The sequence below is a fragment of the Nocardioides sp. genome (assembly GCF_036493135.1).
In the GTDB taxonomy this organism is placed as follows: Bacteria; Actinomycetota; Actinomycetes; order Propionibacteriales; family Nocardioidaceae; genus Nocardioides.
In genome coordinates, this window is record NZ_DASXQG010000028.1 from 36,057 (window position 1) to 61,786 (window position 25,730).

21 protein-coding genes are annotated in these 25,730 nt (G+C 71.1%); 15 read left to right on the plus strand and 6 right to left on the minus strand.

Annotated elements, in window-relative coordinates; genetic code table 11:
• The first annotated feature begins 26 nt into the window (after window positions 1–26).
• From VGJ24_RS04625 to VGJ24_RS04665, 9 genes are all read left to right on the plus strand, one after another.
• Window positions 27–563: a MarR family transcriptional regulator gene (locus tag VGJ24_RS04625; RefSeq protein ID WP_331499325.1), complete on the plus strand. Its 537-nt coding sequence runs from the start codon at window positions 27–29 to the stop codon at window positions 561–563.
• Between the two features lie 10 nt (window positions 564–573).
• Entirely contained in the window at window positions 574–1,497 is a 924-nt protein-coding gene (locus tag VGJ24_RS04630) for a GNAT family N-acetyltransferase (RefSeq protein ID WP_331499326.1), read from the plus strand.
• 68 nt (window positions 1,498–1,565) lie between these two features.
• Window positions 1,566–2,021, plus strand: coding sequence for a helix-turn-helix transcriptional regulator (locus VGJ24_RS04635; protein WP_331499327.1), 456 nt, complete (start codon window positions 1,566–1,568; stop codon window positions 2,019–2,021).
• A 10-nt stretch (window positions 2,022–2,031) separates the two neighbouring features.
• Entirely contained in the window at window positions 2,032–2,442 is a 411-nt protein-coding gene (locus tag VGJ24_RS04640) for a VOC family protein (protein WP_331499328.1), read from the plus strand.
• Between the two features lie 115 nt (window positions 2,443–2,557).
• Window positions 2,558–3,169 (plus strand): glyoxalase, encoded by a 612-nt coding sequence (locus VGJ24_RS04645; protein ID WP_331499329.1) that lies wholly within the window; start codon window positions 2,558–2,560, stop codon window positions 3,167–3,169.
• Window positions 3,170–3,202: 33 nt separating this feature from the next.
• Window positions 3,203–5,572 (plus strand): excinuclease ABC subunit UvrA, encoded by a 2,370-nt coding sequence (locus VGJ24_RS04650; protein ID WP_331499330.1) that lies wholly within the window; start codon window positions 3,203–3,205, stop codon window positions 5,570–5,572.
• 331 nt (window positions 5,573–5,903) lie between these two features.
• Window positions 5,904–6,320 carry a hypothetical protein gene (locus VGJ24_RS04655; protein WP_331499331.1) on the plus strand — a complete coding sequence of 139 codons (417 nt, stop codon included), beginning with the start codon at window positions 5,904–5,906 and terminating at the stop codon, window positions 6,318–6,320.
• 217 nt (window positions 6,321–6,537) lie between these two features.
• Window positions 6,538–7,764: an RNA polymerase sigma factor gene (locus VGJ24_RS04660; RefSeq protein WP_331499355.1), complete on the plus strand. Its 1,227-nt coding sequence runs from the start codon at window positions 6,538–6,540 to the stop codon at window positions 7,762–7,764.
• Between the two features lie 89 nt (window positions 7,765–7,853).
• A complete protein-coding gene (locus VGJ24_RS04665; protein WP_331499332.1) occupies window positions 7,854–8,135 on the plus strand; it encodes a Fe-S cluster assembly protein HesB in 282 nt (93 codons plus the stop codon).
• A gap of 79 nt (window positions 8,136–8,214) precedes the next feature.
• On the opposite strand, the gene VGJ24_RS04670 is transcribed toward VGJ24_RS04665, so the two are convergent.
• Window positions 8,215–8,544 (minus strand): PGPGW domain-containing protein, encoded by a 330-nt coding sequence (locus VGJ24_RS04670; RefSeq protein ID WP_331499333.1) that lies wholly within the window; start codon window positions 8,542–8,544, stop codon window positions 8,215–8,217.
• Window positions 8,545–8,681: 137 nt separating this feature from the next.
• On the opposite strand from VGJ24_RS04670, the gene VGJ24_RS04675 reads away from it, so the two are divergent.
• Complete coding sequence (locus tag VGJ24_RS04675) at window positions 8,682–9,413, plus strand: peptidylprolyl isomerase (RefSeq protein ID WP_331499334.1); 732 nt, start codon at window positions 8,682–8,684, stop codon at window positions 9,411–9,413.
• Between the two features lie 12 nt (window positions 9,414–9,425).
• Here the strand turns inward: VGJ24_RS04675 and VGJ24_RS04680 are convergent, their stop codons facing one another.
• Together VGJ24_RS04680 and VGJ24_RS04685 are read right to left on the minus strand one after the other, a co-directional pair.
• Window positions 9,426–9,848, minus strand: coding sequence for an OsmC family protein (locus VGJ24_RS04680; protein ID WP_331499335.1), 423 nt, complete (start codon window positions 9,846–9,848; stop codon window positions 9,426–9,428).
• A gap of 178 nt (window positions 9,849–10,026) precedes the next feature.
• Window positions 10,027–11,736 carry a hypothetical protein gene (locus VGJ24_RS04685; RefSeq protein ID WP_331499336.1) on the minus strand — a complete coding sequence of 570 codons (1,710 nt, stop codon included), beginning with the start codon at window positions 11,734–11,736 and terminating at the stop codon, window positions 10,027–10,029.
• Between the two features lie 125 nt (window positions 11,737–11,861).
• On the opposite strand from VGJ24_RS04685, the gene VGJ24_RS04690 reads away from it, so the two are divergent.
• The 5 genes from VGJ24_RS04690 (at window position 11,862) to VGJ24_RS04710 (ending at window position 19,861) form a co-directional block, all read left to right on the plus strand.
• A complete protein-coding gene (locus tag VGJ24_RS04690) occupies window positions 11,862–12,683 on the plus strand; it encodes a formate dehydrogenase accessory sulfurtransferase FdhD (protein WP_331499337.1) in 822 nt (273 codons plus the stop codon).
• Window positions 12,684–12,780: 97 nt separating this feature from the next.
• Window positions 12,781–13,947: an exonuclease SbcCD subunit D gene (locus VGJ24_RS04695; RefSeq protein ID WP_331499338.1), complete on the plus strand. Its 1,167-nt coding sequence runs from the start codon at window positions 12,781–12,783 to the stop codon at window positions 13,945–13,947.
• Window positions 13,947–16,925 carry an SMC family ATPase gene (locus VGJ24_RS04700; RefSeq protein ID WP_331499339.1) on the plus strand — a complete coding sequence of 993 codons (2,979 nt, stop codon included), beginning with the start codon at window positions 13,947–13,949 and terminating at the stop codon, window positions 16,923–16,925. Before VGJ24_RS04695 ends, VGJ24_RS04700 begins: the two co-directional genes overlap by 1 nt.
• A gap of 9 nt (window positions 16,926–16,934) precedes the next feature.
• Window positions 16,935–18,461, plus strand: coding sequence for a TldD/PmbA family protein (locus VGJ24_RS04705; RefSeq protein ID WP_331499340.1), 1,527 nt, complete (start codon window positions 16,935–16,937; stop codon window positions 18,459–18,461).
• On the plus strand, window positions 18,461–19,861 hold the full coding sequence (locus VGJ24_RS04710) for a metallopeptidase TldD-related protein (protein ID WP_331499341.1): 1,401 nt from the start codon (window positions 18,461–18,463) through the stop codon (window positions 19,859–19,861). The genes VGJ24_RS04705 and VGJ24_RS04710 overlap by 1 nt, the downstream gene beginning before the upstream one ends.
• Window positions 19,862–19,870: 9 nt before the next feature.
• Here the strand turns inward: VGJ24_RS04710 and VGJ24_RS04715 are convergent, their stop codons facing one another.
• Genes VGJ24_RS04715 through gcvP form a run of 3 tightly spaced genes read right to left on the minus strand, consistent with a single transcriptional unit; the run spans window position 19,871 to window position 25,685 of the window.
• Window positions 19,871–21,451, minus strand: a complete 1,581-nt coding sequence (locus tag VGJ24_RS04715) for an endonuclease/exonuclease/phosphatase family protein (RefSeq protein ID WP_331499342.1) — start codon at window positions 21,449–21,451, stop codon at window positions 19,871–19,873.
• Window positions 21,452–21,498: 47 nt separating this feature from the next.
• On the minus strand, window positions 21,499–22,833 hold the full coding sequence (locus tag VGJ24_RS04720; protein ID WP_331499343.1) for a serine hydrolase domain-containing protein: 1,335 nt from the start codon (window positions 22,831–22,833) through the stop codon (window positions 21,499–21,501).
• Entirely contained in the window at window positions 22,830–25,685 is a 2,856-nt protein-coding gene (gcvP, locus tag VGJ24_RS04725; protein ID WP_331499344.1) for an aminomethyl-transferring glycine dehydrogenase, read from the minus strand. The genes VGJ24_RS04720 and gcvP overlap by 4 nt, the downstream gene beginning before the upstream one ends.
• Between the last annotated feature and the right edge of the window lie 45 nt (window positions 25,686–25,730).

Genomic DNA, 25,730 nt, shown 5'->3' on the forward strand with positions numbered 1-25,730 from the left:
ACTCATTTTAGCGCTAAAATAATTCCATGACCAACGGCCAGGGAGACGCGGTGGGGGAGATCGTCGCTGCCTGGAGGCGTGAGCGGCCGGAGGACGACGTGTCGTCCATCCTCGTGGTGACGCCGATCTGGCGGCTCGGGGCGGCGCTCGAACACGCAAGGTCAGAGGCGCTGGCCGGGTTCGGGCTGGACCAGAGCCGGCTCGACGTCCTCGGAGCGCTGCGCCGCACGGGTACGCCGTACCGGCTGACCGCGGGCGAGCTCACGCGTCGGTGCCGGGTCACGCCGGGGGCCACGACGCAGCGCGTGCAGCGGCTCGAGCAGGACGGGTACGTCGAGCGCGTGCGCGAGGACCACGACCGGCGGACCGTGTACGTCGCCCTGACGCCGGGCGGTTCGGCCAAGCTCGACGAGGTGTTCGCGGCCGTGATCGCGGCCGACGAGGAGATGCTGGCTCCGCTGTCGACGCGTGATCGTGCCTGGCTCGAGCGGATCCTGGGTCGCTGGGTGTCGGCGGCGGGACTCGACGCGCCGGCCCCGGACCGCGACCCGGACCGGCCCTAGGCTGAGGTGGGTGTTGCCGAGCCCCACCCACCGCCTGCGCTTCCGCAAGATGACCCCGGGCGACCTGGACGAGATGGCTGCGGTTCTCGGGGCACCCGACCCCGTGCGTCCGAACCGGCGCAGGCGCACACGCGACGACGCCGAGCGCTGGATCGCCTGGAACCAGCGGAACTACGCAGAGCACGGCTTCGGCCTGTGGATCGTCGAGACCCACGACGGCAGGTTCGTCGGTGACTGCGGTCTGACCATGCAGGAGATCGCGGGCGACTGGTACGTGGAGGTCGGCTACCACGTGGACCTGCACCTGCGCGGTGACGGGCTCGCGACCGAGGCGGCCACGGCGGTTCGAGCGGCAGCCACGGCGGCCGGTGTGGATCACCTGGTGGCGATCATCCGGCCGGAGAACCTCCCGTCGCGGCGGGTGGCCCAGAAGATCGGCCTGCGGCTCGAGCGGCGCGTGTTCAAGAACGGCGGCGACGCGCTCGTGTTCGGTGCGGACCTGCTGCGGATCGTCCCGGCGGCGCCCGACCTGCTCGCTCCGTGGCGCGAGATCCACAACCAGATCATCCCGACGTCGCCGCTGAGCGAGCACGAGGTCGCCGAGCGCGCCACCCGCAACCATCTCACCGTCGCATACGTCGGTGAGGCCCTGGTCGGCTGCGCCACGGTCCGTCCCCCGGCGGGGGAGTCCGGCACGGCCACGCTGATCGTCCGGATCCTCGAGCCGTTCCGCCGACGCGGACTCGGAACGTCGTACCTGGAGCAGGTGCTCGCGGACGCCCGGGGCATGGGGGCAGCCCGGATCGAGACCGTCGTCCTCGAGTCGAACGGCGACGGGCTCGCCTTCGCAGTTGCGCACGGCTTCGTCGAGCACGACCGGTACGTCCTCGACGGCCACAACGTGCCGTTCATCGACCTGCACCTGGAGCGGTGAACCTCAGTCGATGCCGAGAGGTTCGGGTACGCCGTCGACTTCGCGCCCCAGCATGGCACGATGACATCGTGACCAGCAGTGCGGCCGACGACCAGCGCCTGAAGGATCTCGTGCTGCTGCGTCGTGTACGCGACCGGATCGACCGCGACTACGCACAACCGCTGGACGTCGAGGCTCTGGCACGCGGGGTGCACCTGTCGGCCGGCCACCTCAGTCGCGAGTTCAAGCGGGCGTACGGCGAGCCGCCGTACTCATACCTGATGACCCGTCGGATCGAGCGCGCCATGGCGCTGCTGCGACGCGGTGACCTCAGCGTGACCGACGTCTGTTTCGAGGTGGGCTGCTCGTCACTCGGGACGTTCAGCACCCGCTTCACCGAGCTGGTCGGGGTCTCGCCGAGCGTCTACCGCGAGCGGATGGCGGCGCAGCTGACCGACAGCGTCGCGGAGACCCCGTCGTGCATCACCAAGCAGGTGACCAGACCGATCAGGAATCGAGAAGCACCCACTCCCACGCGCCCCTAGCGTGGCGTGCATGGACATCACGATTCACTCGAGCTTCCTCCCGCACACCGACCCGGACGCCTCCCTCGCCTTCTACCGCGACGCCCTCGGCTTCGAGGTGCGGCTCGACGTGGGCCAGGGCACGATGCGCTGGATCACGGTCGGGCCGCCGAACCAGCCCGACACCAACATCGTGCTCACCCCGCCCGCCCTCGACCCGGGGATCACCGACGACGAGCGCCGCACCATCAGCGAGATGATGGCGAAGGGCACGTACGGCGTCCTGCTCCTGGCATCGGGCGACGTCGACGGCGCGTTCGAGCAGCTCACGACCCATGACCTCGATGTCGTCCAGGAGCCGACCGACCAGCCCTACGGCATCCGCGACTGCGCCTTCCGAGACCCCGCGGGCAATCTGGTCCGCATCCAGCAGCGGCCCTGAGCCGCCCCATCACGCCATGTGTCACCCCGGGCTCGACCCGGCGGTGATGTGCGCGGCCACGACCGGTCCGCGGCATCACCATCGCCCCTCACCCATCACCGACGAAGGAGCCGTCATGCCTGCCATCGACCACGTCGTCCTCGAGGTGTCCGACACCGCCGAGTCCGACCTGTTCCACAAGACCGCGTTCGACCTCGGAGACCTGGTCCAGGTCCGAGAGTCACAGGAGGCGACCTCGGGGTTCCGTGGCTTCAACCTCTCGCTGGTGGTGTCCCAGCCGAGCACAGTCGACAGCCTGGTCGGCACGGCGCTCGAGGCCGGCGCCCGCGAGCTGAAGCCGGCGCGGAAGAGCTTCTGGGGCTACGGCGGCGTCGTGCAGGCCCCCGACGGCACGATCTGGAAGATCGCCACCTCCTCGAAGAAGGACACCGGTCCGACGACCCGGACGGTGGACGACGTGGTGCTGCTGCTCGGTGTCGCGGCCGTCAAGGCCACCAAGCAGTTCTACGTCGAGCGCGGCCTGGCCGTGGGCAAGAGCTTCGGCAGCAAGTACGTCGAGTTCGACGTCCCCGGGTCGCGGGTCAAGCTGGCGCTCTACGGACACCGGGCCCTGGCCAAGGACGCGGGCGTGCCCGCGGAGGGCACCGGGTCGCACCGGATCGTCGTCGCCGGGGACACGGGGTCGTTCACCGACCTGGACGGGTTCGCCTGGGAGACCGCGTCGTAGCGTGATCACGACAAGCCCGACGGATGGAGAACGATGAGCAAGGCGTCGACCTCGCACGCCGCCGACAGCCACGACCTGATCCGGGTGACCGGGGCGCGAGTGAACAACCTCAAGGACGTGAGCGTCGAGCTGCCCAAGCGGCGGCTGACGGCGTTCACGGGGATCTCGGGCTCCGGTAAGAGCTCGTTGGTGTTCGGCACGATCGCGGCGGAGTCGCAGCGCCTGATCAACGAGACCTACAGCGCCTTCGTCCAAGGCTTCATGCCGTCGCTGGCTAGGCCCGAGGTGGACCTCCTCGACGGTCTGACCACGGCGATCATCGTCGACCAGGAGCGGATGGGGAGCGACCCGCGATCGACAGTGGGCACCGCCACGGACGCCTACGCGATGCTCCGGATCCTGTTCAGCCGGATCGCCGAGCCGCACATCGGCCCGCCCACGGCGTTCTCCTTCAACGTCCCGACCCGGACCGCCAGCGGGGCGATGGACGTCGCCAAGGGGCGTGGCGAGCGGAAGGTCGTACGCAAGGTCGTCTATCTCGGCGGCATGTGCCAGCGCTGTGAGGGACGGGGTTCGGTCAACGACATCGACCTCACCGCGGTGTACGACGAGACCCGGTCGCTCAACGACGGCGCGCTGACCGTGCCGGGCTACAGCATGGACGGCTGGTACGGCCGGATCTTCGGCGGCAGCGGGTTCTTCGAGATGGACAAGCCGATCGCGAGGTACACCAAGCGCGAGCTGGAGGACCTGCTCTACAAGGAGCCGACGAGGATCAAGGTCGACGGCATCAACCTCACCTTCGAGGGCGTGATCACCAAGATCCAGAAGTCGATGCTCTCCAAGGACGTCGACTCGCTGCAGCCCCACGTCCGCGCCTTCGTGGAGCGGGCGGTCACGTTCTCGACCTGTCCCGACTGCGACGGCGCCCGGCTCACGAAGGAGGCGCTGTCGGCGAAGGTCAAGGGCGTCAACATCGCCGAGCTCTGCGCGATGGAGATCCGCGACCTCGCGGAGTGGGTGCAGAAGCTGAAGGAGCCGTCGGTGGCCCCGTTGGTCGAGGCGCTGGGGGAGAACCTGGACTCGTTCGTGGAGATCGGGCTCGGGTACCTCTCGCTCGGGCGGCCGTCGGGCACGCTGTCCGGTGGTGAGGCGCAGCGGGTCAAGATGATCCGGCAGCTCGGGTCGTCCCTGACCGACGTCACGTACGTTTTCGACGAGCCCACCATCGGACTGCACCCGCACGACATCCAGCGGATGAACGACCTGCTGCTGCAGCTGCGCGACAAGGGCAACACCGTGCTCGTGGTCGAGCACAAGCCGGAGACGATCGCGATCGCCGACCACGTCGTCGACCTCGGGCCGCGCGCGGGGACCGCGGGAGGCGAGATCGTGTTCGAAGGCTCCGTCGAGGGGCTCCGGAGGAGCGACACGATCACGGGTCGCCACCTCGACGACCGCGCCTCGCTCAAGGAGTCGGTGCGGGAGGCGTCGGGCGCGCTCGAGGTGCGCGGCGCCGCCACGAACAACCTGCAGGACGTCGACGTCGACATCCCGCTCGGTGCCCTGACCGTGGTCACCGGGGTCGCCGGCTCGGGCAAGAGCTCGCTGCTCCGCGGGTCGGTCTCTGGCCGGGACGGCGTGGTGGCGGTCGACCAGGCCGCGATCCGGGGGTCGCGCCGCAGCAACCCGGCGACGTACACCGGTCTGCTCGACCCGATCCGCAAGGCCTTCGCCAAGGCCACCGGCACCAAGCCGGCGTTGTTCAGCGCCAACTCGGAGGGCGCCTGCCCGAGCTGCAACGGGGCCGGGGTGATCTACAGCGACCTGGCCATGATGGCGGGCGTCGCCACGCCGTGCGAGGCGTGCGAGGGCAAGCGGTTCCAGGCAGAGGTGCTCGAGTACACGTTCGGGGGGAAGAACATCAGCGAGGTGCTCGCGATGTCCGTGGACGAGGCATCGACCTTCTTCGGGGAAGGCGAGGCGGCGACGCCGGCGGCGCACAAGGTTCTCCAGCGCCTCGCGGACGTGGGACTCGGTTATGTCAGTCTGGGCCAGCCGCTGACGACCCTCTCAGGTGGCGAACGCCAGCGCCTCAAGCTGGCCACACACCTCGGTGAGAAGGGCGGTGTCTACGTCCTGGACGAGCCGACCACCGGTCTCCACCTCGCGGACGTCGAGCAGCTGCTGGGCTTGCTGGACCGGATCGTCGAGTCCGGGAAGTCGGTGATCGTGATCGAGCACCATCAGGCCGTGATGGCGCACGCCGACTGGATCATCGACCTCGGACCCGGCGCCGGGCACGACGGTGGCCGGGTCGTCTTCGAGGGCACACCGACCGACCTGGTCGCGTCACGCGAGACGCTCACCGGTCAGCACCTCGCGGCGTACGTCGGCGCATGACGACCGCTCAGGCCCGTGCCTCCATGGTCCGGGATCGGGTTTGAACCCCGCTCCGCCTCCCTCATCTGCTTCGCCGATAACTGACATTATGTCAACTCGTGAAGAGAGTCCGCTCCCCTTCCGTGCATCCACGCCATCCCGCGTGATCGCCTGCCCGCGTTGGGCGGCGACCTGTTCGATCCGGTGCGTTGTCCTCAGATGACTGACGGGCGATCGACCGCTCCGCACTTCCCCGGGATCGGGCGATGCCCCGAGCGTCCACACCACGGTTGTCCGCGACAACGGTCGCGCTACGGTTGAGTCCTCAACTACCTGAGCTCGGGAGTTCCTGATGAAGCTGCGCAACGTGCCCACTCGTCTGGCCACCGGGGCCTACATCGTGCACACCGGCTGGGAGAAGTGGCACGGCGACGAGGAGCGGGCCGCGGCCGTCCATGGCATGGCGGCGAACGCGTTCCCGGCGTTCAACTCGATGAAGTCGACCGACTTCCTCAAGAGGCTCTCGGTCGGCGAGCTGGCGCTCGGAGCCGCGCTGCTGACGCCGTTCGTCCCGCCCGCGCTCGCCGGTGCCGCCCTCACTGGCTTCTCGGGTGGTCTGGTCGCCATGTATCTGCGCACCGACGGCCTGCACAAGCCCGGGAGCATCTGGCCGACGCAGCGCGGCGTCGCCGTCTCGAAGGACGTCTGGATGCTCGGCATCGGGCTCGGCCTGCTGGCCGACGGGCTGCGCAGCAGCAAGCGCGACTGACCCGACGCGTCCGTCCCCGGCCACCACACGCCGGATCACCTTGCTCGAATGCCCCGGAGTCCTTGAAAGAAGGCCGCATGGCGGTGTCGGATCGGGGCAGACGTGTTCGTAGCAGAAGTGAGCGGCCGCCCATGAGGGGCGCCTCCGACCACAGGGGATGATCCGAGATGGGGTGCCTGGTTTCCGTCAGAGTCGAGGCGCGGCCGTTCCTGTGAGCGTGGTCGACGTCCAGGAGGCGATCACCCGGGCCCACCACGAGGAATGGGCGCGGGTCGTCGCGTCCCTGACCAGACGGTTCGGTGACCTCGACATCGCCGAGGAGGCGGCGGCCGAGTCCTTCGCGACCGCCGTCGCGCGGTGGCCGGTGGACGGCGTACCCCCCAACCCCGGCGCCTGGCTGACCATCACCGCCAACCGCAAGGCCATCGACCGGATCCGCCGAGAGAACAAGCGCGACGACAAGCAGAAGGAGGCTCAGATGTTGTACGACGACGACCCGCCCGAGCCTCTCGGCTCCATCGACGACGAGCGGCTCCGGTTGATCTTCACCTGCTGCCACCCGGCGCTCGCGATGGAGACCCGCGTGGCGCTGACGCTGCGCATGGTCGGCGGCCTGACCGTGCCCGAGATCGCCCGGGCCTTCCTGGTGCAGGAGACCACCATGGGGCAGCGGATCACCCGGGCGAAGGCCAAGATCAAGGCGGCTCGCATCCCCTATCGGGTGCCGTCCGCGGAGGATCTCCCGACACGCGTCTCCGGTGTCCTCGCCGTCCTCTTCCTCGTCTTCAATGAGGGCTACCTCGCGACCGGCCCCGACACCGATCCCGTACGTCACGACCTGACCGCCGAGGCGATCCGGCTCACGCGCTTGATCCGTGGCCTGATGCCGGAGGACGGCGAGGTGGCCGGGCTGCTGGCGCTGATGCTCCTCACCGAGGCCCGCCGTACCACCCGGGTCTCGGCGGGTGGCGAGCTGGTCACCCTTGACGAGCAGGACCGTGGGTCCTGGGATGCGGCGCTGGTCGACGAAGGACATCGGCTGGTGCTCGAGCGCCTGGCCGCGGGGGTGGCTCCGGGTCGCTACCAGATCCTGGCCGCGATCAACGCCGTGCACACCTCCGCCCGCGACGTACGCGACACCGACTGGTCGCAGATCGTCGCCCTCTACGACCAGCTCTTCCGCCTCGACCCCTCGCCGATGATCGCGCTCAACCGGGCCGTCGCGGTCGCCGAGCTCGACGGCCCGGAGGTGGCGCTGGCGGTCGTCGACCGTCTCGGGGACACGTTGGCCGGCTATCACGCCTATCACGCGACCCGCGCCGACCTGTTGCGCCGGCTGGGCCGCAGTCAGGAGTCGCGCGCGGCGTACGACGAAGCCATCGAGCTGGCGGGGAACACCGCCGAGACCGCCTACCTGACCCGCCGCCGCGACCAGCTGGGGTAGCGCCCGCCCACGACACGCCCGGTTTGCATGGGCGCGGGATGCGAGGAATGGTGGAACGGGTCCTGCCAGCAATCGACGAAGGAGAGCACATGCTCACCCTGACGGAGAACGCCAGCACGATCGTGAAGGACATCGCCGCCCAGCAGGGCGGAGTCGAGTCCACCGGCCTGCGGATCAGCGCCGAGGACCCTCAGCAGGGTCTGATGGTGACCGCAGCGCAACAACCGCACCCCGGTGACCAGACCGTCGAGGCGCACGGCGCCGTCGTGTACCTCGACCCTCCGGCCTCCGAGCAGCTCGAGGACCAGATCCTCGACGCCTCGGTCGACGAGGCGGGTCGGGTGCAGTTCGCGCTCGCGCCCCAGGCGTGATCGAGGCCCGAAGCGGCGTACGACGACCCCGGGTGCCATCGGCGCCCGGGGTCGTCCCTGTCCGGGCGGGCCGTTCGGGTCAGCCGAGCCCGACCAGGTCGCTGCCCCGGGCGATCAGGTCGTAACGGAACGACGCCCAGATGAGCACGGCCGCTCCGACCAGCCCCAGGGCGGTGACAAGCGCGGTGTGGACCGGCTTGCGCTTGGCCTGTTCCCAAGCGACCGCGCCCTTGGCCCGCATCGGGCGGAGCCACCGGCGCGCGAACTCGAACTCACGCGACCACAGCCACACCCCGAGCAGGATCGGCGGGATCGTCAGCGGCCCTGGCAGGACGATCAGCACCAGCCCGGTGATGATCAGCAGGAGCCCGGAGACGAAGACGACCACTCGCCGCAGGGTCCGTGACATGGGGTGAGCTGCCTCAGCCGCGGACGGCGACGGCCGCGTCGTGGTCGGGCGAGGTGGTAGCCATGATCCTTGTCTAGCAGGTGTTCCCAGGGACCCGACCGTCGGCGCCTCACCACATCTCTCCTATTCTCGACGCCGTGCCGAACCCCGTGTCCAAGCCAGCGCTGAGGCGGTACGCCGTCCCTGGCGCGGCCGCCGTTCTGGTCTCCCTGCTCGCCGCCTGCGGCAGTGGTGGTGGCTCCTCGAGCAGCACGGCACAGGACTCCGCCCAGTCCCCCGTTCAGAGCAGCCCGACGAGCAACGTCACCTGCGACTACCCCGACGCACCCCAGGGGGCAACGGGCAACGTCTCCAAGCCGCCGTCGACACCAGATGTGCAGGGCACGGTCGACGTCACGATGACCACGTCGATCGGCTCTATCGGCGCGAAGCTCGACGCCGACAAGACGCCGTGCACCGTGAACTCCTTCGTGTCGCTGGCCAGGCAGGGCTTCTTCGACAAGACCCCGTGCCACCGGCTGACCACGACTCCGGCCACCATCTTCGTCCTGCAGTGCGGCGACCCGACCGGCACCGGCACCGGGGGTCCCGGGTACACGATCCCCGACGAGCTCTCGGGCAACGAGACCTACGGCCCGGGGACGCTGGCGATGGCCAAGACGCAACAGCCGAACTCAGGTGGCTCCCAGTTCTTCATCGTCTACCAGAACACTCCCCTGCCTCCGAACTACACGGTGTTCGGCCAGGTCGACGCGGCCGGCCTCAAGGCGGTGCAGAAGGTGGCGAAGCAGGGCACCGACAACGCCTTCGGCGACGGCGACGGCCACCCGAAGGTCCCGGTCACCATCGACAGCGTCACCGGCGGCTGAACAGCACTCGCGTCACTCCTGTCGGTACTCGATCGTGGTCCCGAGCTGGAGGGTCCGGCCAACCGTGCAGAGCCGGTCGGCGCTCCGCTGGATCGCCATCGGCAGCACCTCGCGGGCCTTGTCGCCGCCCTCCCCCTCGGGGAACGAGATCGCGACGGTGACCTCGAGGTCGACCAGGTGGGACCCACCGTCGTCGCGGACCTTCTGGCCCTCGACGTGGACGTCGAACGAGTCCGGCTGCGCTCGCTTGCCGGTGATCAGCCCGACGTCGATCGCGGTACAGGCGGCGAGCGCGGCGAGCAGCAGCTCGACCGGCGTGAAGTCGGGGTCGCCGCCCGAGCCGACGGGCAGCACTCCCCCGCGGGCGTTGACCGCCTTGTACCGACCCTCACCGATCTGCGTCAGGTCGAGCTGACGCAGGGTCTCCTCGCTCATGCCCGCCACGGTAGTGGCCCCGACCCGACCGATCGATTTCCCACACCCGTTCCGACCATGACCGATCAGGGGTCGCGCCCGACACAGTCGAGGCGATCTCGGGAGCCGACCCAAGGTCGGCCGCGCCCCTCGCGCCTGGCGAGGGACGCGGCCGTCGGGTGCCGCTCTGGTGTCGGGGCTACTTGACCTTCACCGGGATGAACGCTCGCCCGCTGAGGACCTTCCCGGCGGGCGCGGTGGTCGTGTTCACCTTGACCACGTGACGCTTGCCGAAGGCCAGGAACCGGACCTGTGCCTGGTCGTTGCGGGTCAGGTGGTCGACCGCGTTCCTGATCGCCGCGAAGGTGCCCAGACCGCCACGCTCGAACGGGTAGCTGTTCGCGCCCGAGATGTCGATCTCCGCGTCCATGCCCTGAGCCTTGGCCGGGACGGCCAGGTGGAACTTCCGGGTCGTGCCACCCTTGAAGACCAGACGCATCGTGGCGGTCGAGCTGGCGGTCACGATCGCCCTGTGGTGCCGGTCGACGGCGACCCAGGTGCCACCGCGGCGCTGCTGCACGCCGGTGATCTTCAGCCGCGAGGTGCTGTCGTTGACCGCCGAGTGCACGTCGACGGAGTCGACCGTCACGCGCTTGAGACGCGTGAGCAGGTACAGCAGGTCGGGCACGTCGTACGACGAGCCGTACGAGATGTCGTAGGTGTCGGTGTAGACGTTGCTACCGGTGAACGTGAACGGGCCGCCGGCCGTGTGACCCTTGATCGTCCACCGCTGCTCCTCGCCACCCGGCTGCACCGCGTCGACGACGGCCTGGGTGTTGGCCACCAGCTCGTAGTACGCCGTCTCTGCCGCCGCGTCGGGCAGCTGGACGTGCGACGTACCGGTGCGCGACCGCGTCGTCGTCCCGTCGGTGTAGGTCACGCGCGAGGTGATCGGCAGGTCCGCAGGTGTGGTGCCGAGCAGGCCGGAGATGCCCGTCATCCGGTCCTGGTCGATCGTGCCGAGCAGGCTGCCGATGTTGGCGACCTTGAACGACGGACCCATCGGGTCCTTCTGGATGTACAGGGCCGAGGCACCGGCCAGGCCGTAGGTCGTCTTGCCCGCGAAGTCCATCGGATGGCCGAACCCCACGACGCGGTCGCTGCAGACCGAGGTGATGGTGCCCAGCCCGCCGATCGTGACGTCGCCGGTCGCCATCGTGGCGACGAGGTTGCCACCGGCGACCATGTCGGAGAGCGACGAGGGTGTGGACGTGTGGCCGGCGGTGCTGGTGTCCTTGCTGAGGTACGGGCGGTGACGCGCCTTGTTCAAGGCGCGGTCCGAGAGGCCGGCGACGACCACCGGCGCCTTGAGCTCGTGGAAGCCCTGTGCGGCCTGGGCTCGGGTGACCGCGGAGCGGCCGGCGATGGACTCGGCCGCCGAGGCGGGGACGCGCAGGTTCGCCGGAGTCGCGCTGCCGGCGTACTGCTGCATGTCCTCCCACGGGGTGATGCCCGCGATCGGGGTCTGGCCCCAGGCCAGCGTGTAGGAGACGGCTCCGATCAGGCTGCCGTCCGCGGCGTACACCGGCGAGCCGGACATGCCTTCCCAGATGCCGGCGTCGTCGATGTCGGGCGAGGACAGCTTGGCCATCACCAGGTCGACGCCGGGCTCGACTCCGTCCGTGATGACGCCGAGCACCGTGCCGGTGAACGCGGACGGTGTGGTGCCGTTGCTGACGGTGAGCCCGGTGACGGGCTGGCCCTGGGTGACGTCGGCGACCGGGTACGCCGTGTCGCAGGTGCCCGTGGCGGCCTGGGACGGTGTGCCCAGTGCTGCCGTCCCGGCGAGGCAGAGCCCCGCCGTGACGGCAGCGGAGACGGCCATCCGGGCCCGAGTGCGTGTGTTCATCTGTTTCCCTCTCATGAACGCGCCGTCCCCCGTGGCCGGCGTGTTGCCCGAATGGACGCGTCCGTCTCGCGATCGGTTGCGTACGTAGCCAAATGTCCACCGCGCGGCGGACCTAGGCTGGGCATGTGACAGACCTGGTACGCCGGATCGGCCCCACCGCGCGGGTGCGGGTCGTGGAGTCCTCGCCCGACGACCACGAGCGGGAGGACCTGGTCGTCGCGGAGGAACCTCTCGAGATCCGGATCGCCTGGCCGGGTGCGGAGCCGCAGCGGGCCTGGGTGACCATGCGGACGCCGGGGAACGACTTCGAGCTGGCCGCCGGCTGGGCGTTCCACGAGGGGATCGTCGGGGCGGAGTCCTTGACCGAGGTGGCCTACTGCACCGACGAGGACCTCACCCCGGAGCAGGAGTTCAACGTCGTCACGCTGCGGTCGGCACGACCGGTGGACCTGGGGCACCGGCACGACGCGATGTCCGCCGGGTCGTCTGCCTGCGGGGTCTGCGGGAAGGACAGCATCGAGGCGGCGCTGACCACGGTGCGCGGTGCTCGCTGGGACGGCCCGCCGCCCAGCCCCGACGTCGTACGCCGGCTGCCGGCGGGGCTGCGCGAGGAGCAGTCGGTGTTCGCGCGCACCGGTGGGGTGCACGCCGCCGGCCTCTTCACCGCGGACGGCGAGCGGCACGTCGTACGCGAGGACGTGGGGCGGCACAACGCCGTCGACAAGGTCACCGGAGCCCGGCTGCTCGCGGGTGACCCGGTCGCCGACGCGTACCTCGTGGTGAGCGGCAGGGCCGGGTTCGAGCTGGTGCAGAAGGCCGTGGCCGCGGGCGTCGGGTCGCTGGTCGCGGTGGGCGCGCCGTCCTCGCTCGCCGTACACCTGGCGCGGGAGGCGGGCCTCGGCCTGTTCGGGTTCACCCGCGACGAGCGCACCGTCCGCTACTCCTGACCGCCTTCGACGCCTGCTTGCGCCGACTCGGCGATGCCTGTGGGGCCTGACGGCGTGGGGTCGCCGGGGTGTCGGCGCTCGAACCTAGGTTCGTGGTGTGCGGATCCTCCACACCTCCGACTGGCACCTGGGACGCTCGTTCCATCGGGTCGGCATGCTCGAGCACCAAGCGACGTACGTCGACCACCTGCTCGACGTCGTCGCCTCCGAGCGGGTGGATCTCGTGGTCGTGGCCGGTGACATCTACGACCGCGCACTCCCCCACGTCGACGCCGTACGCCTCGCCGACGAGACGCTGGCCCGGCTGGCCGCGTCGCGGGCCCGGGTGGTGATCACGTCGGGCAACCACGACTCCGCGCAGCGTCTCGGCTTCGGGTCCCGGCTGATCGACGCCGCGGGCATCCACCTCCGCACCGACGCGTCGTCGGTCGGCACCCCGATCGTGGTCGACGACGAGCACGGGCCGGTGGCGGTGCACGGCATCCCCTACCTCGACCCGCAGGCGCTCCACGAGCCGTGGGGGCTGGCCGCCCGCACCCACGAGGCGGCGCTGGCCGAGGCGATGCGTCGTGTCCGCGCCGATCTCGCGGCGCGGCCGACCCGGTCCGTGGTCCTCGCCCACGCGTTCGTCGCGGGCGGCCTGCCCAGCGACTCCGAGCGGGACATCAGCGTGGGCGGCGTCTCCGTGGTGACGAGCGCGCTCTTCGACGACATCTCCTACACCGCCCTCGGACACCTGCACGGGCGTGCCACCCTGGGCGAGACCCTGCGCTACAGCGGCTCGCCACTCGCCTACTCCTTCTCCGAGGCCGGCCACACCAAGGGCGGCTGGCTGGTCGACCTCGGGCGCGACGGCGTGACCGGTACGACGTTCATAGAGGCGCCGGTGCCTCGGCGGCTCTCGGTCCTCACCGGCGACCTCGAGGCGCTGCTGACCGACCCGCGGCTCGCCTCCGCGGAAGTCCACTGGGTGCAGGCGACGCTCACCGACGAGGTGCGTCCCGACCGGCCCATGGAACGGCTACGAGCCCGCTTCCCCCACGCCCTGGTGCTGTCCTTCGCGCCGGCCGGCACGCCGGCGCCGTCCGTCGTGGCGGCACCCCGCGGGCGCAGCGACCACCAGATCTCGCTCGACTTCGTCGAGGAGCTGCGCGGTTCCCCGGCCTCCGACGACGAGTCGGCCCTGCTCCTCCGGGCGTGCGACGCCTGCGCGGACGACCCCGACGTCGACATGCTGGTGACGGCGGCGAACGGGAGCGGCTGATGCGGCTCCACCACCTCTCCGTGACCGCGTTCGGGCCGTTCGTCGAGACCGCCGACGTCGACTTCGACGCGCTGTCCGATGCGGGCCTGTTCCTGCTCTCCGGCGCGACCGGCGCCGGCAAGTCCAGCGTCCTCGACGCCGTCTGCTTCGCGTTGTACGGCGCGGTCCCGGGCGACCGTCAGCACGCAGGGCGGCTCCGCTCCGACCAGGCACCACCCACCTGGGCGCCCTCGGTGACGCTCGAGGTCGATCTCTCCGGACGCCGGTTCCGCATCGTCCGCTCCCCCGCCTGGGAGCGCCCGAAGAAGCGCGGCACCGGCACCACCCGGGAGCAGGCCCGGGTGAGCGTGACCGAGCACGTCGACGGCGACTGGGTGCCGCTGACCAGTCGTCTCGACGAGGCCGGCGACCTGATCTCGGGGCTGCTCGGGATGAACCTCGACCAGTTCTGCCAGGTCGCGCTGCTGCCTCAGGGTCATTTCCAGGCGTTCCTGCGCGCCGACTCGGCCCAGCGCCACCAGCTGCTCGCGCGACTGTTCCGTACCGGGCGGTTCGAGCGCGTCGAGGCGTGGCTCCGCGACCACCGGCTCACCCTGCGGCGATGCTCCGACCAGCACGCCCTGGTGGTCGGCAATCTCGTCAGCCGACTGTCCGAGGCGGCCCGCCACACGGTCCCCGAGGAGTTCGATGACCTCGCGTCGGTCGTCGACGAGGAAGTGGCGGAGTGGGCCGAGGCAGTCCGTGCGGAGTCGTGCGCGCGACGTACCTCCGCCGCGGCGGCGGCCGAGCAGGCCGCCGTCGCACACCAGTCGGCCACGGCGGCGCTCGCGGCGGCGCAGGACCTCGCACGGGCCCGATCGCGGGTGGTCGCCGCGGCCGAGACGATGGAGCGGCTTGACCTGGTGTCCGAGCGTCACGCGTCCGACGTTGCGCGGCTGGACCGCGCCCGGCGGGCCGCAGGCTTGACGCCACTGGCTCGCTTGGCCGACGAACGCCGGGATGCGTGTGACGACGCCGAGCAGCGCGCCGCCGCCTCGCAGGAGGCTGCTGCACGCAGCGGGATCGACGTCGCCACGATTCCCATCGAGCTGGAACGCACGACCGTTGAGCTGGCCGCGCTGACCGCGCTCCTGCCCGCCGAGCGGCTGGTGGACGAGCTGCGGGAGCAGGAGGCGGCTCTCCTGGCGCAGGTCCAGGAGGTCGGCCGGGCCGACGAGCTCACCCGGGCGGAGCTGGCCACGCTGGCGGCGCTCGATCGCGAGCTGCGTGATGCGGTCGCGGCCGGTGACGCGGCGGCGCAGGCCGTGCCGGCGGCTGAGAGCGAGCTCGAGCACCTGCGGACCGTGGCGAACGCCCACGAGGAGCTGGTCCGGCTGACGGCCGTGCTCGCGACGATCTCGGTGGATCACGGCGCCGCGCGGCGTACCGTGCTCGATCTGCGCGGGTACCTGCTCGACCTCCGTGAGCGCCGCATCGCCGGGATGGCAGCGGAGCTCGCTGGGGGCCTGGTCGTGGGCGGCGACTGCCCCGTGTGTGGCTCTCCCGAGCACCCACACCCCGCGCTTCCGTCCGACCTCCACCCCGACGCTGAGGCAGAGCGCACGGCGCAACGGGCGCTCGACGACGCCCAGGCCGTCGAGCTCGCCCTTCAGCTGCGGGTGCGCGAGGTCGAGGCCTCCCTGGCCGTCGTGCGTGAAGGCGCCGGCGAACAGGACCCCGACGACGTGCGGTGCAGACTCAGTCAGGCTCTGCGGACGCTCGCCGACCTCCGCAGCCAAGCCTCCGGCTGCCAGGCCCTGCGCACACGTCTGGAGGAGACGTCGACCCGGGCATCGGAGCTCGACGCCTCCACCACGGAGCGCCGGGTACGCGCGGCTCAGCTGACCACCTCGTTGGAGCACCTGCGGTGCCGCCTGGGCGAGCTGGAGGCACAGGTCACGGCGGCGCGCGGCGAACACCCCGAGCTCCGCGCGGCGGTGGCGACGCTGTCCGCCAACCGCGACCTCCTACGCACGGTCATGGGCGACGCCACGGCCCTCGAGTCCGCCAGAGAGTCTCTCTCAGAAGCCGCGACCGCCCTCGGTCGAGCCGCGCTCGAGGCCGGGTTCGGTGACATCGACGGGGCCCGCGGGGCGGTGCTCTCCCCGGAGTCTCTCGCCGAGCTCGATCGATCGGTGCAGGAGCACCGGACGGTGCTGGCGGCCGCGCGTCAGGTCCTCGACGAGCCGGAGTCCTCGGCCCTGCTCGGTGCACCGCCTCCCGAGGTCGAGGCTCTCGACGCGGCGGCCCTGATGGCGGCCGAGGAGTCGGAGCGGTGCCGCACGACCGACGAGGTGGCCCGGCGGACCGACGAGCGGGTCCGCGGACTGGCCGAGCGCGTCGATGCCGCCCTCGCCGCCTGGTCCCCGGTGCGCGAGAGCCTGGCCCTGGCCACGGCCGTGTCGTCGTTCGCCGAGGGCAAGGCACCCGACAACCGCCTCCAGATGCGGCTGTCGGCGTACGTCCTCGCCCATCGCCTCTCCCAGGTGGTCGCCGCCGCCAACGCCCGGCTGGCCGGGATGAGCGACCAGCGCTACTCCCTCGAGCACGTCGGCCGACGAGGAGCGGGCGAGGCACGCGGCGGCCTCAGCCTCGTGGTGCGCGACGACTGGTCGGGTGAGTCCCGCGATCCTGCCACCCTCAGCGGTGGCGAGACGTTCGTGGTCTCCCTGGCCCTCGCGCTCGGGCTGGCGGACGTCGTCGCGCACGAGGCCGGCGGCACCGACCTGCAGACCCTGTTCGTCGACGAGGGCTTCGGCTCCCTCGACGCCGAGACCCTCGACGACGTCCTCGACATCCTCGACACCCTCCGGGAGAACGGCCGCACGGTCGGCGTCGTCAGCCACGTCGCGGAGATGCGCGACCGCATCCCGACCCAGCTCGTGGTCCGCAAGGCTCGCTCGGGGTCCACCCTCGAGGTGGTCGGATCCGAACGCTAGGTTCGGGCCATGCCTGGTCTCGACCCCGGTTTCGTCTCGCTCCCCTACCGCGCCCTCGGGGACGCCGCGCTGCAGCGGGCCAAGGACCTGGGGGTGAGTCATGCCGACTTCCGCTTCGAACGTGTGCGCTGGCAGGACGTCCGGGTCCGCGACGGTGCCCTCCAGGGCACCGCGGACGACGAGGACCTCGGCTTCGCGGTCCGCGTGATCCACGGAGGTGCGTGGGGCTTCGCGTCGGGGGCCCACCTCACCGTGGACGAGGCGGCACGCGTGGCCGAGTCGGCGGTCGAGGTCGCCAAGGTCTCGGCTGCGCTGACCGCGGTCCCGGTCGAGATCGCACCGGAGCCGGTGTACGACGACGTCACCTGGGTCTCGTCGTACGCGCAGGACCCGTTCGAGGTCTCCGTCCACGACAAGACCGCGGTGCTGCTCGACTGGACCGATCGCCTGCGTGGTCACTCCGCTGTGCAACACGCGACGGCCGAGGTGCTGCAGGTCCACGAGAACAAGTACTACGCCGACCTGGCCGGCACCCGTACGACGCAGCAGCGCATCCGGCTGCGCCCGACGTTCACCGCGATGGGCTCCGATGACGAGCGCGGCGTCTTCGACGACATGAGCTCGATCGCGCCCCCGGCCGGACGCGGCTGGGAGTACGTCGTGGGCTCACCCGCCGACGGCGTGTGGGACTGGGACGCCGAGCTCGGCGAGGTGCCGGAGCTGCTCGCCGAGAAGCTGGCCGCCCCGACGGTCGAGGCCGGCACCTACGACCTGGTCATCCACCCGTCCAACCTCTGGCTGAACATCCACGAGTCGATCGGGCACGCCACCGAGCTCGACCGGGCGCTCGGGTACGAGGCCAACTACGCGGGCACGTCGTTCGCCACCATCGACCAGCTCGGCACGCTGCGCTACGGCTCCCCGGTCATGCACGTCACCGGAGACCGCACCGTCGAGCACGGCCTCGCCACCATCGGCTACGACGACGAGGGGGTGGCCACGCAGGGCTGGGACATCGTCGACGACGGCGTGCTGGTCGGGTACCAGCTCGACCGCCCGATGGCGCGGCTGCATCCGGAGCTGAACGACGGCCGCTCCAACGGCTGCGCCTACGCCGACTCCCCCGGCCACATCCCGATCCAGCGGATGGCCAACGTCTCCCTGCAGCCGGGCGCCGACGACAGCTCGACCGAGGACCTGATCGGACGCGTGGAGCGCGGCCTCTACGTCGTCGGGGACAAGTCGTGGTCGATCGACATGCAGCGGTTCAACTTCCAGTTCACCGGACAGCGCTTCTACGCGATCCGCGACGGCCAACTGGCCGGCCAGGTCCGCGACGCGGCGTACCAGGCGACGACCACGGAGTTCTGGGGCTCGATGGAGGCGGTCGGCGGCCCCGACACCTGGGTCCTGGGAGGCGCCTTCAACTGCGGCAAGGCGCAGCCCGGCCAGGTGGCGTCGGTCAGCCACGGCTGCCCGACGGCCCTGTTCCGTGGCGTCCGGATCCTCAACACCGACCACGAGGCGGCTCACTGATGTCTGCGACGACGATCGCCCCGGTCCAGGAGCTGGTCGAGCACGCGCTCGCGGTCTCCACCGCCGACGACTGCATCGTGATCGCCCACCACACCACCAGCGCCAACCTGCGTTGGGCCAACAACACCCTGACCACGAACGGCTCCATGCGCCGCATCGACATCGCGGTCGTGTCGTTCGTGCGGCAGGCCGGTGGTCCCGCCGCCGGCTCGATGTCGGGGAGCGCCACCACGCCCGAGCAGGTCGGAGCGCTGGTCGCCGCGGCCGACGCCGAGGCCCGCGCCGCCGACCCGGCGACAGACGCCCAGGAGCTCGTCGGGGACGTCGCCGGGTCCGACTGGGCCGAGCCGCCCGCAGAGACCGACATCCATGTCTTCGACCGGTTCGCCCCTGCGCTCGGTGAGGCGTTCGGGCGGGCGCGCTCGGGCGACAGGGTGCTGTACGGCTTCGTCGACCACCGCCTCACCACGACGTACGTCGCATCGTCGACGGGCCTGCGGCTGCGGCACGTCCAGCCGACCGGTCACTACGGATGCACCGGCAAGACCGCCGACCTGACCAACAGTGCCTGGGTCGGCGGGGCCACCCGCGACTTCGTCGGCGTCGACGCGCTCGCGCTCGAGTCGGAGCTCGAGCGACGGCTCGGCTGGGGGTCCCGGAGGGTCGACCTGCCGGCCGGCCGCTACGACACGATCCTGCCGCCGACGGCGATGGCCGACCTGATGATCGACGCCTACTGGTACGCCGGGGCGCGCGACGCCCACGACGGGCAGTCGGTGTTCAGCCGCCGGGGCGGCGGCACCCGGGTCGGCGAGCCGGTGGCCCGGCCCGAGGTCACCCTCTCCTCCGACCCGGCGTACCCCGGCTTGGAGTGCGCTGCACATGTCGTGAACGAGTCCTCCGACAACGACGGTTCGGTCTTCGACACGGGCATCCCGTTGGCACGCACCGAATGGATCAGCGGCGGCACGCTGTCCGCGCTCCGCCAGACTCGCGAGACCGCGGCGCTCACCGGCCTTCCGGTGACGCCGTCGATCGACAACCTGGTCCTCGACGTCGCCGGTGCGAGCGAGTCCCTGGACGACCTCGTGGCCGCCACCGAGCGCGGGCTCCTGCTGACCTGCCTGTGGTACATCCGCGCCGTCGACCCGCAGACGCTCCTGCTGACCGGCCTGACCCGCGACGGCATCTACCTCGTCGAGAACGGCGAGATCACCGGCGCGGCGAACAACTTCCGTTTCAACGAGAGCCCGGTCGACCTGCTCCGTCGCTTCAGCCACGCGTCGGCGACCCTGCCTGCGTTCAGCCGCGAATGGGGTGACGACTACTTCTCACGCACCGCGATGCCGGCCCTGCGGGTGCCCGACTTCAACATGTCGAGCGTCTCGCAGGCCAGGTAGGCGTGCGGCTCAGCGGCGGACGATACGGAAGCGCGAGGACACCCCGATCGCGTGGTAGCCGTCGTCGGTGAGCAGGCGCGCGACGTACTGGCCGGGAGCCAGAGACCTGACGGAGCCATAGTTCAGGTAGTTGTCCCTCCCGAAGGTCACCGAGCCCACGACAGCCGTGTCGGTGTACCGATAGGCCAGGTAGCCGCCCGGGCCGTCGCACCTGAGGCGGCACCGGAAGAAGCTGACCCAGTCGAGGTTGTTGCCGGGCGCCCGGGTCCAGCTGACCCGGATCGGGCTTCCGACCCGGTAGGTCCTGCGGTCGGTCGTGACCTGCGGTCGGCTGCCCGGTCGGTACACCCAGATCGGAGCGGTGGTTTCGGTGCGGCCGGTCGCGCTGTCGCGGAGCACCACGTCGTACCGTCCCGGCCGCAGGTGGGCGGTCCTGATCCGGACGAGCCCGTCGCGCCGGCCCCTCGCGTTGGCCTGGCGGAGCAGCTGGCGCGGCTTGCCGGCTCGCCTGAGCCCCACCACCTCCCCCGCCGTGCCGTTCGCGTGGAACCGCACGCGCAGGCTGGGCGGCCCGGTGATCACGCGGCGGTGGTTCGGAGCGACCAGGACGGGAGCGGGTGCAGCCGTCACGTCGAACGTCGAGACCACGCCGCGGTGATCCGTCGGGTACGGGTTCTTGAACGCCAGGTCGACCTGCGGGTTGCCCCGCTCCCCCACCAGCAGGCTCGACACCGTCGTGGCGGGACCCGCGTGGAGCACCCAGTCGATCCGGTCGAAGAAGTCGTGCTTCTGCGTCTCGGGACCACCGGGAGACCACGTGAAGCCCGGGTCGGCCAGCGGGTCGGGGTGGGCATCGCGGTAGGAGTCGTGGAATCCCGCATCCGCCAGCGCCTTGCTGGCCGGCCAGCGCACGGCGTACCGCACCTTCGGCCGGGCCTGCGCCACCGCCTTCGTCCAGTCGAGGTACGACGGGCTGTTGAAGTCGCCGGTCAGGAACACCGGGATGCCGCGCGCCGCGAGTCGCGGCAGACGCTTCAGCACCGGAGCGAGAGCACGGAGTCTCAGGGTGCGCTCGAGGTGCAGCACGCGGTGTTTCGACCACCCGGCGCGCACGCGGTACGGCCCGTACGGCGTCGACGGCAGGTGCGTGTTCGCCACGGCGATCACCCGACCCGGCACCGGCTCGACGTAGGTGAAGATGCCGTGGCTGTGTGGCGGGTCGAGGATCGGGAACCGAGAGATCACGTGGGCCTGCGGGCTGGCGTGCCAGCCGAGGAGGTGTGCGAGGCGTCGGGTGTTGTCCTCAGCCTCTTGCACGCCGACGACGTCCGCACCGCTCACCTCGATGATGTGCGCGAGCCGGTGCAGGGCGCGCGGGCACCCGTTCGCCACCGGGCAGAAGTCGCCGGTGGACAGGTCGTAGTCGTCACCGCCGTAGAAGATGTTCTGCGTCATCACCGACACCTGCACGGTCGGCGTCAACGCAGGTGTGACCGTCGTCGAGTCGGCCGACACCGGCGCTGCGAGCAGTACGCCGGCCGTCAGCGAGATCGTGATCAGGAGCGGGGCGACGAGGCGGAGGGCGCGCACGTGCCGAGTATGGCCGTCTCGGCTGAACAGCGGAACAGCTCAGCGGGTCATTCCTGCGAGCCGGGCACGCCGCCCGGGATCGGCGCCTGGGGGTCGTACGGCGTGCGCGTGAGCACGAAGGTGGCGCACTCCAGGTGGCTCACAGTCCCGTCGTCGCGTCGTAGGACGTGCAGGGTCTCGCCGGCGAGGTACCCGGAGGTTCCGACGATCTCGGCGGGTCGCAGCTCGAACCGGCACCAGACATCTCCGCCCTCACGCAGCACGAGCTCGCCGCCCTCGAGCGAGATCACGCACATCGTGTTCCCCCAGTGCCAGACACCGAGCACGCCGGCGACCGTCGCCGGCACCGTGCGCGTCGGCGTCCAGGGCGTCGGCAGGGAGGGTTCGCCGGCCTCCAGCTCCTCGAGCAGCGCGCCGGCCAGACCGCCGGGGCCGAGTCCCGTCGTGGCGTTGGTGAGCAGGACAGCGCCCGTGCGACGTGACCGGTCGACGAGACAGGCTGCCAGGAAGCCCGGCATCGAGCCGGTGTGCCCCACCAAGGACCCCGAGCCACCGCGCTGGAGCTGGAAGCCGAGCCCGTAGGCGTACTCGAGATGGTCGTTCCGGTCGCCGGACTGCGGCTGCGCGGCCAGCTCGAGCCAGGAGAGGTCGAGGACGTCGGGATGTCCCCCGCACAGGAAGGCGGCGTAGCGCGCGAGGTCACCGATGGTGGACCACAGCTGGCCCGCCGGCGCCATCGCCTCGGTGTCGGTGGCCGGCTCGGGGGTGAGCGTGCCGGCGTACGGGTCGACGCTGAGGCCCTGGGCCGCCGGGGGCTCGGGCAGGTACGACGTGCGCCGTAGACCGAGCGGCTCGAGGATCCGGTCGCGGACCGCCTCGAACCAGGTGGTGCCGTGCAGGCGCGCGGCCACCTCGCCGAGGAGGGCGAAGCCCAGGTTGGAGTAGTGGTACTGCTGACCTTCTGGGAAGACGCCCGACCCGTCGTTGGCCGCGACGAGCTGGTCCCAGCTGACACCGGCGGAGCGCTCCCACCAAGAGCCGGCCGGCTCGGCCTGCATGCCCGACGCGTGCGAGAGCAGTCGTCGCAGCGATCGGTCGCCGTAGCCGACCTCGCCGAGGACCCGCGAGGCCGGGTCGTCGAGATCCAGCCGTCCGTCGCGCACGAGCTGGAGCACGAGGACCGCGGTGAAGGTCTTGGTGATCGAGCCGATCCGGTACTGGACGTCGTCCGGGTCGGGCGGGACGTCGCCGTATGCACCGCACCACGCGAGCTCGCCGTCACGGACGACACCGGCGACGAGGGACGGAAGGTGTCCGGCGACCTGCCGCTCGGCCACGAGCCGCTGGAGCCGGTGGGCTGTGGTGTCCGCGACGGCGCTCAAGGGAGCTCGTCGGTGGGCTCGGCGAACGCCTCGGGCGGCGGGCACGAGCAGACCAGGTGGCGGTCGCCGTACGCCTGGTCGATGCGGGCGACCGGCGGCCAGTACTTGTCGGGGTCGGGGCCGGTCGGGAACGCCGCGACCTCGCGCGGGTAGGCCCGGTCCCAGTCACCGACGATGGCGCGCGTGGTGTGCGGCGCTCCGCGGAGTGGTGACTTGTCGGCGCTCCACTCCCCTCTTTCGACCTGCTCGATCTCGGCGCGGATCGCCAGCATGGCGTCGCAGAAGCGGTCGATCTCCCCCAGGTCCTCCGACTCCGTCGGCTCGACCATCAACGTCCCCGCGACGGGGAACGACATCGTCGGCGCGTGGAACCCGTAGTCGACGAGCCGCTTGGCGACGTCGTCGACGGTCACGCCGGAGGACTTGGTGATCCCGCGCAGGTCGAGGATGCACTCGTGGGCGACGAGCCCGCCGTGGCCCTTGTAGAGCACCGGGAAGGCCTCGTCGAGCCGGGCCGCGACGTAGTTGGCGGACAGCACCGCGGTCGCGGTCGCCCGGCGTAGTCCCTCCGCGCCCATCATCCGGATGTAGGCCCACGAGATGGGCAGGATGCCGGCCGAGCCGTACGGCGCGGCGCTGATTGCGCCGGTCCCCTCGCGCCGCTCGGCGTCCGGGTGCTGTCGGTGGGTCGGCAGGTATGGCGCGAGGTGCGCCCGCACTGCCACGGGGCCGACCCCGGGACCGCCCCCGCCGTGCGGGATGCAGAAGGTCTTGTGCAGGTTGAGGTGGGAGACGTCGCCGCCGAAGTCACCCGGCCGCGCATAGCCGAGGAGCGCGTTGAGGTTGGCCCCGTCGACGTACACCTGGCCGCCGGCCTCGTGCACCATCGCGCAGAGGTCGGTGATGGTCTCCTCGTAGGCGCCATGCGTCGACGGATAGGTGACCATGAGCGCCGCCAGCCGGTCGCGGTGCTCCTCGCACAAGCGACGTAGGTCGTCGAGGTCGACCGAGCCGTCCTCGGCCGCCTGTACGACGACCACCCGCATCCCGGCCATCACCGCCGACGCGGCGTTCGTGCCGTGGGCGCTGGACGGGATCAGGCAGACGTCGCGCTCACTCTCGCCATTCGCCAGGTGGTAGCCACGGATGGCCAGCAGGCCGGCCAGCTCTCCCTGCGACCCGGCGTTCGGCTGGACCGAGACCCGGTCGTAGCCGGTCGCCTCGGCCAGCATCGACTCGAGCTGGTCGATCAGCTCGCGGTAGCCCTCCGCGTCCGCGGCCGGGACGAACGGGTGCAGGTCGGCGAAGCCGGGCATCGAGACCGGCTCCATCTCGGTGGTCGCGTTGAGCTTCATCGTGCAGGAGCCGAGCGGGATCATCCCGCGGTCGAGGGCGTAGTCGCGGGCCGAGAGCCGCCGCAGGTAGCGCAGCATCTGGGTCTCGCTGTGGTGGCTGGAGAACACCTCGTGGGTCAGGTACGACGTGGTGCGCGCCAGCTCTCCCGGGATCGTGTCGCCGCTGGACGTCGAGAAGGTCGACTCCGCGGGGAGCGCGTCGAACGCCCGCAGCACGGCGCTGAGCGAGCGGGGGTCGTAGGTCTCCCCCACGCTGAGCCCGACGTGGTCGTCGTCGACGTGGCGGACGTGGACCCCCTGCTCGCGAGCGGCAGCCACGACCTCGGCAGCGCGTCCCGGCACCCGCGCGAGCACCGTGTCGAAGAACCGGTCGTGGACGACCTCGACCCCACCGCGCCGTAACAGGGCCCCGAGCTGACGGGCATGCGCGTTGATCCGCTCGGCGATCGCCTTCAGCCCCTCGGGGCCGTGGTAGACGGCGTACATCGACGCGACGACCGCCAGGAGCACCTGGGCGGTACAGATGTTGGAGGTCGCCTTGTCGCGGCGGATGTGCTGCTCGCGGGTCTGCAGCGCGAGGCGGTACGCCGGTCGGCCCTCGGCGTCGACCGACACACCGACCAGTCGCCCCGGCAGGTGGCGCTCGAGGCCGGCCGCGACCGACATGTAGCCGGCGTGCGGGCCGCCGTAGAACATCGGCACACCGAACCGCTGCGACGAACCGACCACGACGTCCGCACCGAGGTGACCGGGCGCCTCGAGCAACGTGAGCGCAAGCAGATCGGCGGCGACCACGGCCAGGGCGCCGCGCTCGTGCACGGCGTCGATGAGAGGGCGCGGGTCGAGGATGCGGCCGGACGCGCCGGGATACTGGACCAGCACACCGGAGACGTCGCCCTCGGGCAGGCCCTCGGTGAGGTCGGCAACGAGCACGTCGATCCCCATCGCCCCGGCCCGGGTGCGGACGACCTCGATGGTCTGGGGCAGGGCGTCGTCGTCGATCACGAACGGACCGGAGAGGCCGCGCCTCGCGCGACGGGCCAGCGTCATCGCCTCCGCGGCCGCGGTGCCCTCGTCGAGCAGGCTGGCGTTGGCGGTGGGCAGCCCGGTCAGGTCACCGATCACCGTCTGGAAGTTGAGGAGCGCCTCGAGGCGGCCCTGGGAGATCTCGGGCTGGTAGGGCGTGTACGCCGTGTACCAGCTCGGGTCCTCGAGGACGTTGCGCCGGATCACCGGCGGCGTGATCGTCGCGTGGTAGCCGAGACCGATCATCGACTCGGCCGGCCGGTTCAGGGCGGCCAGCCGGCGTAGCTCGCGCGCTGCGTCGTACTCCGAGAGGGGGTCGGGGAGGTCGAGGGTGCGCGAGGCGATCCCCGCCGGGACGGCCGCGGACATCAGGTCCTCGAGCGACTTGAAGCCGACGCGGTCGAGCATCCGGGCGATGTCGTCGGGACGCGGTCCGAGGTGTCGGTCGGCGAAGACGGGCTGTTGGCTCACGGGTGGCTCCTCGACTGGATCGTCAGATTCGCCTCCCCCTCTGTC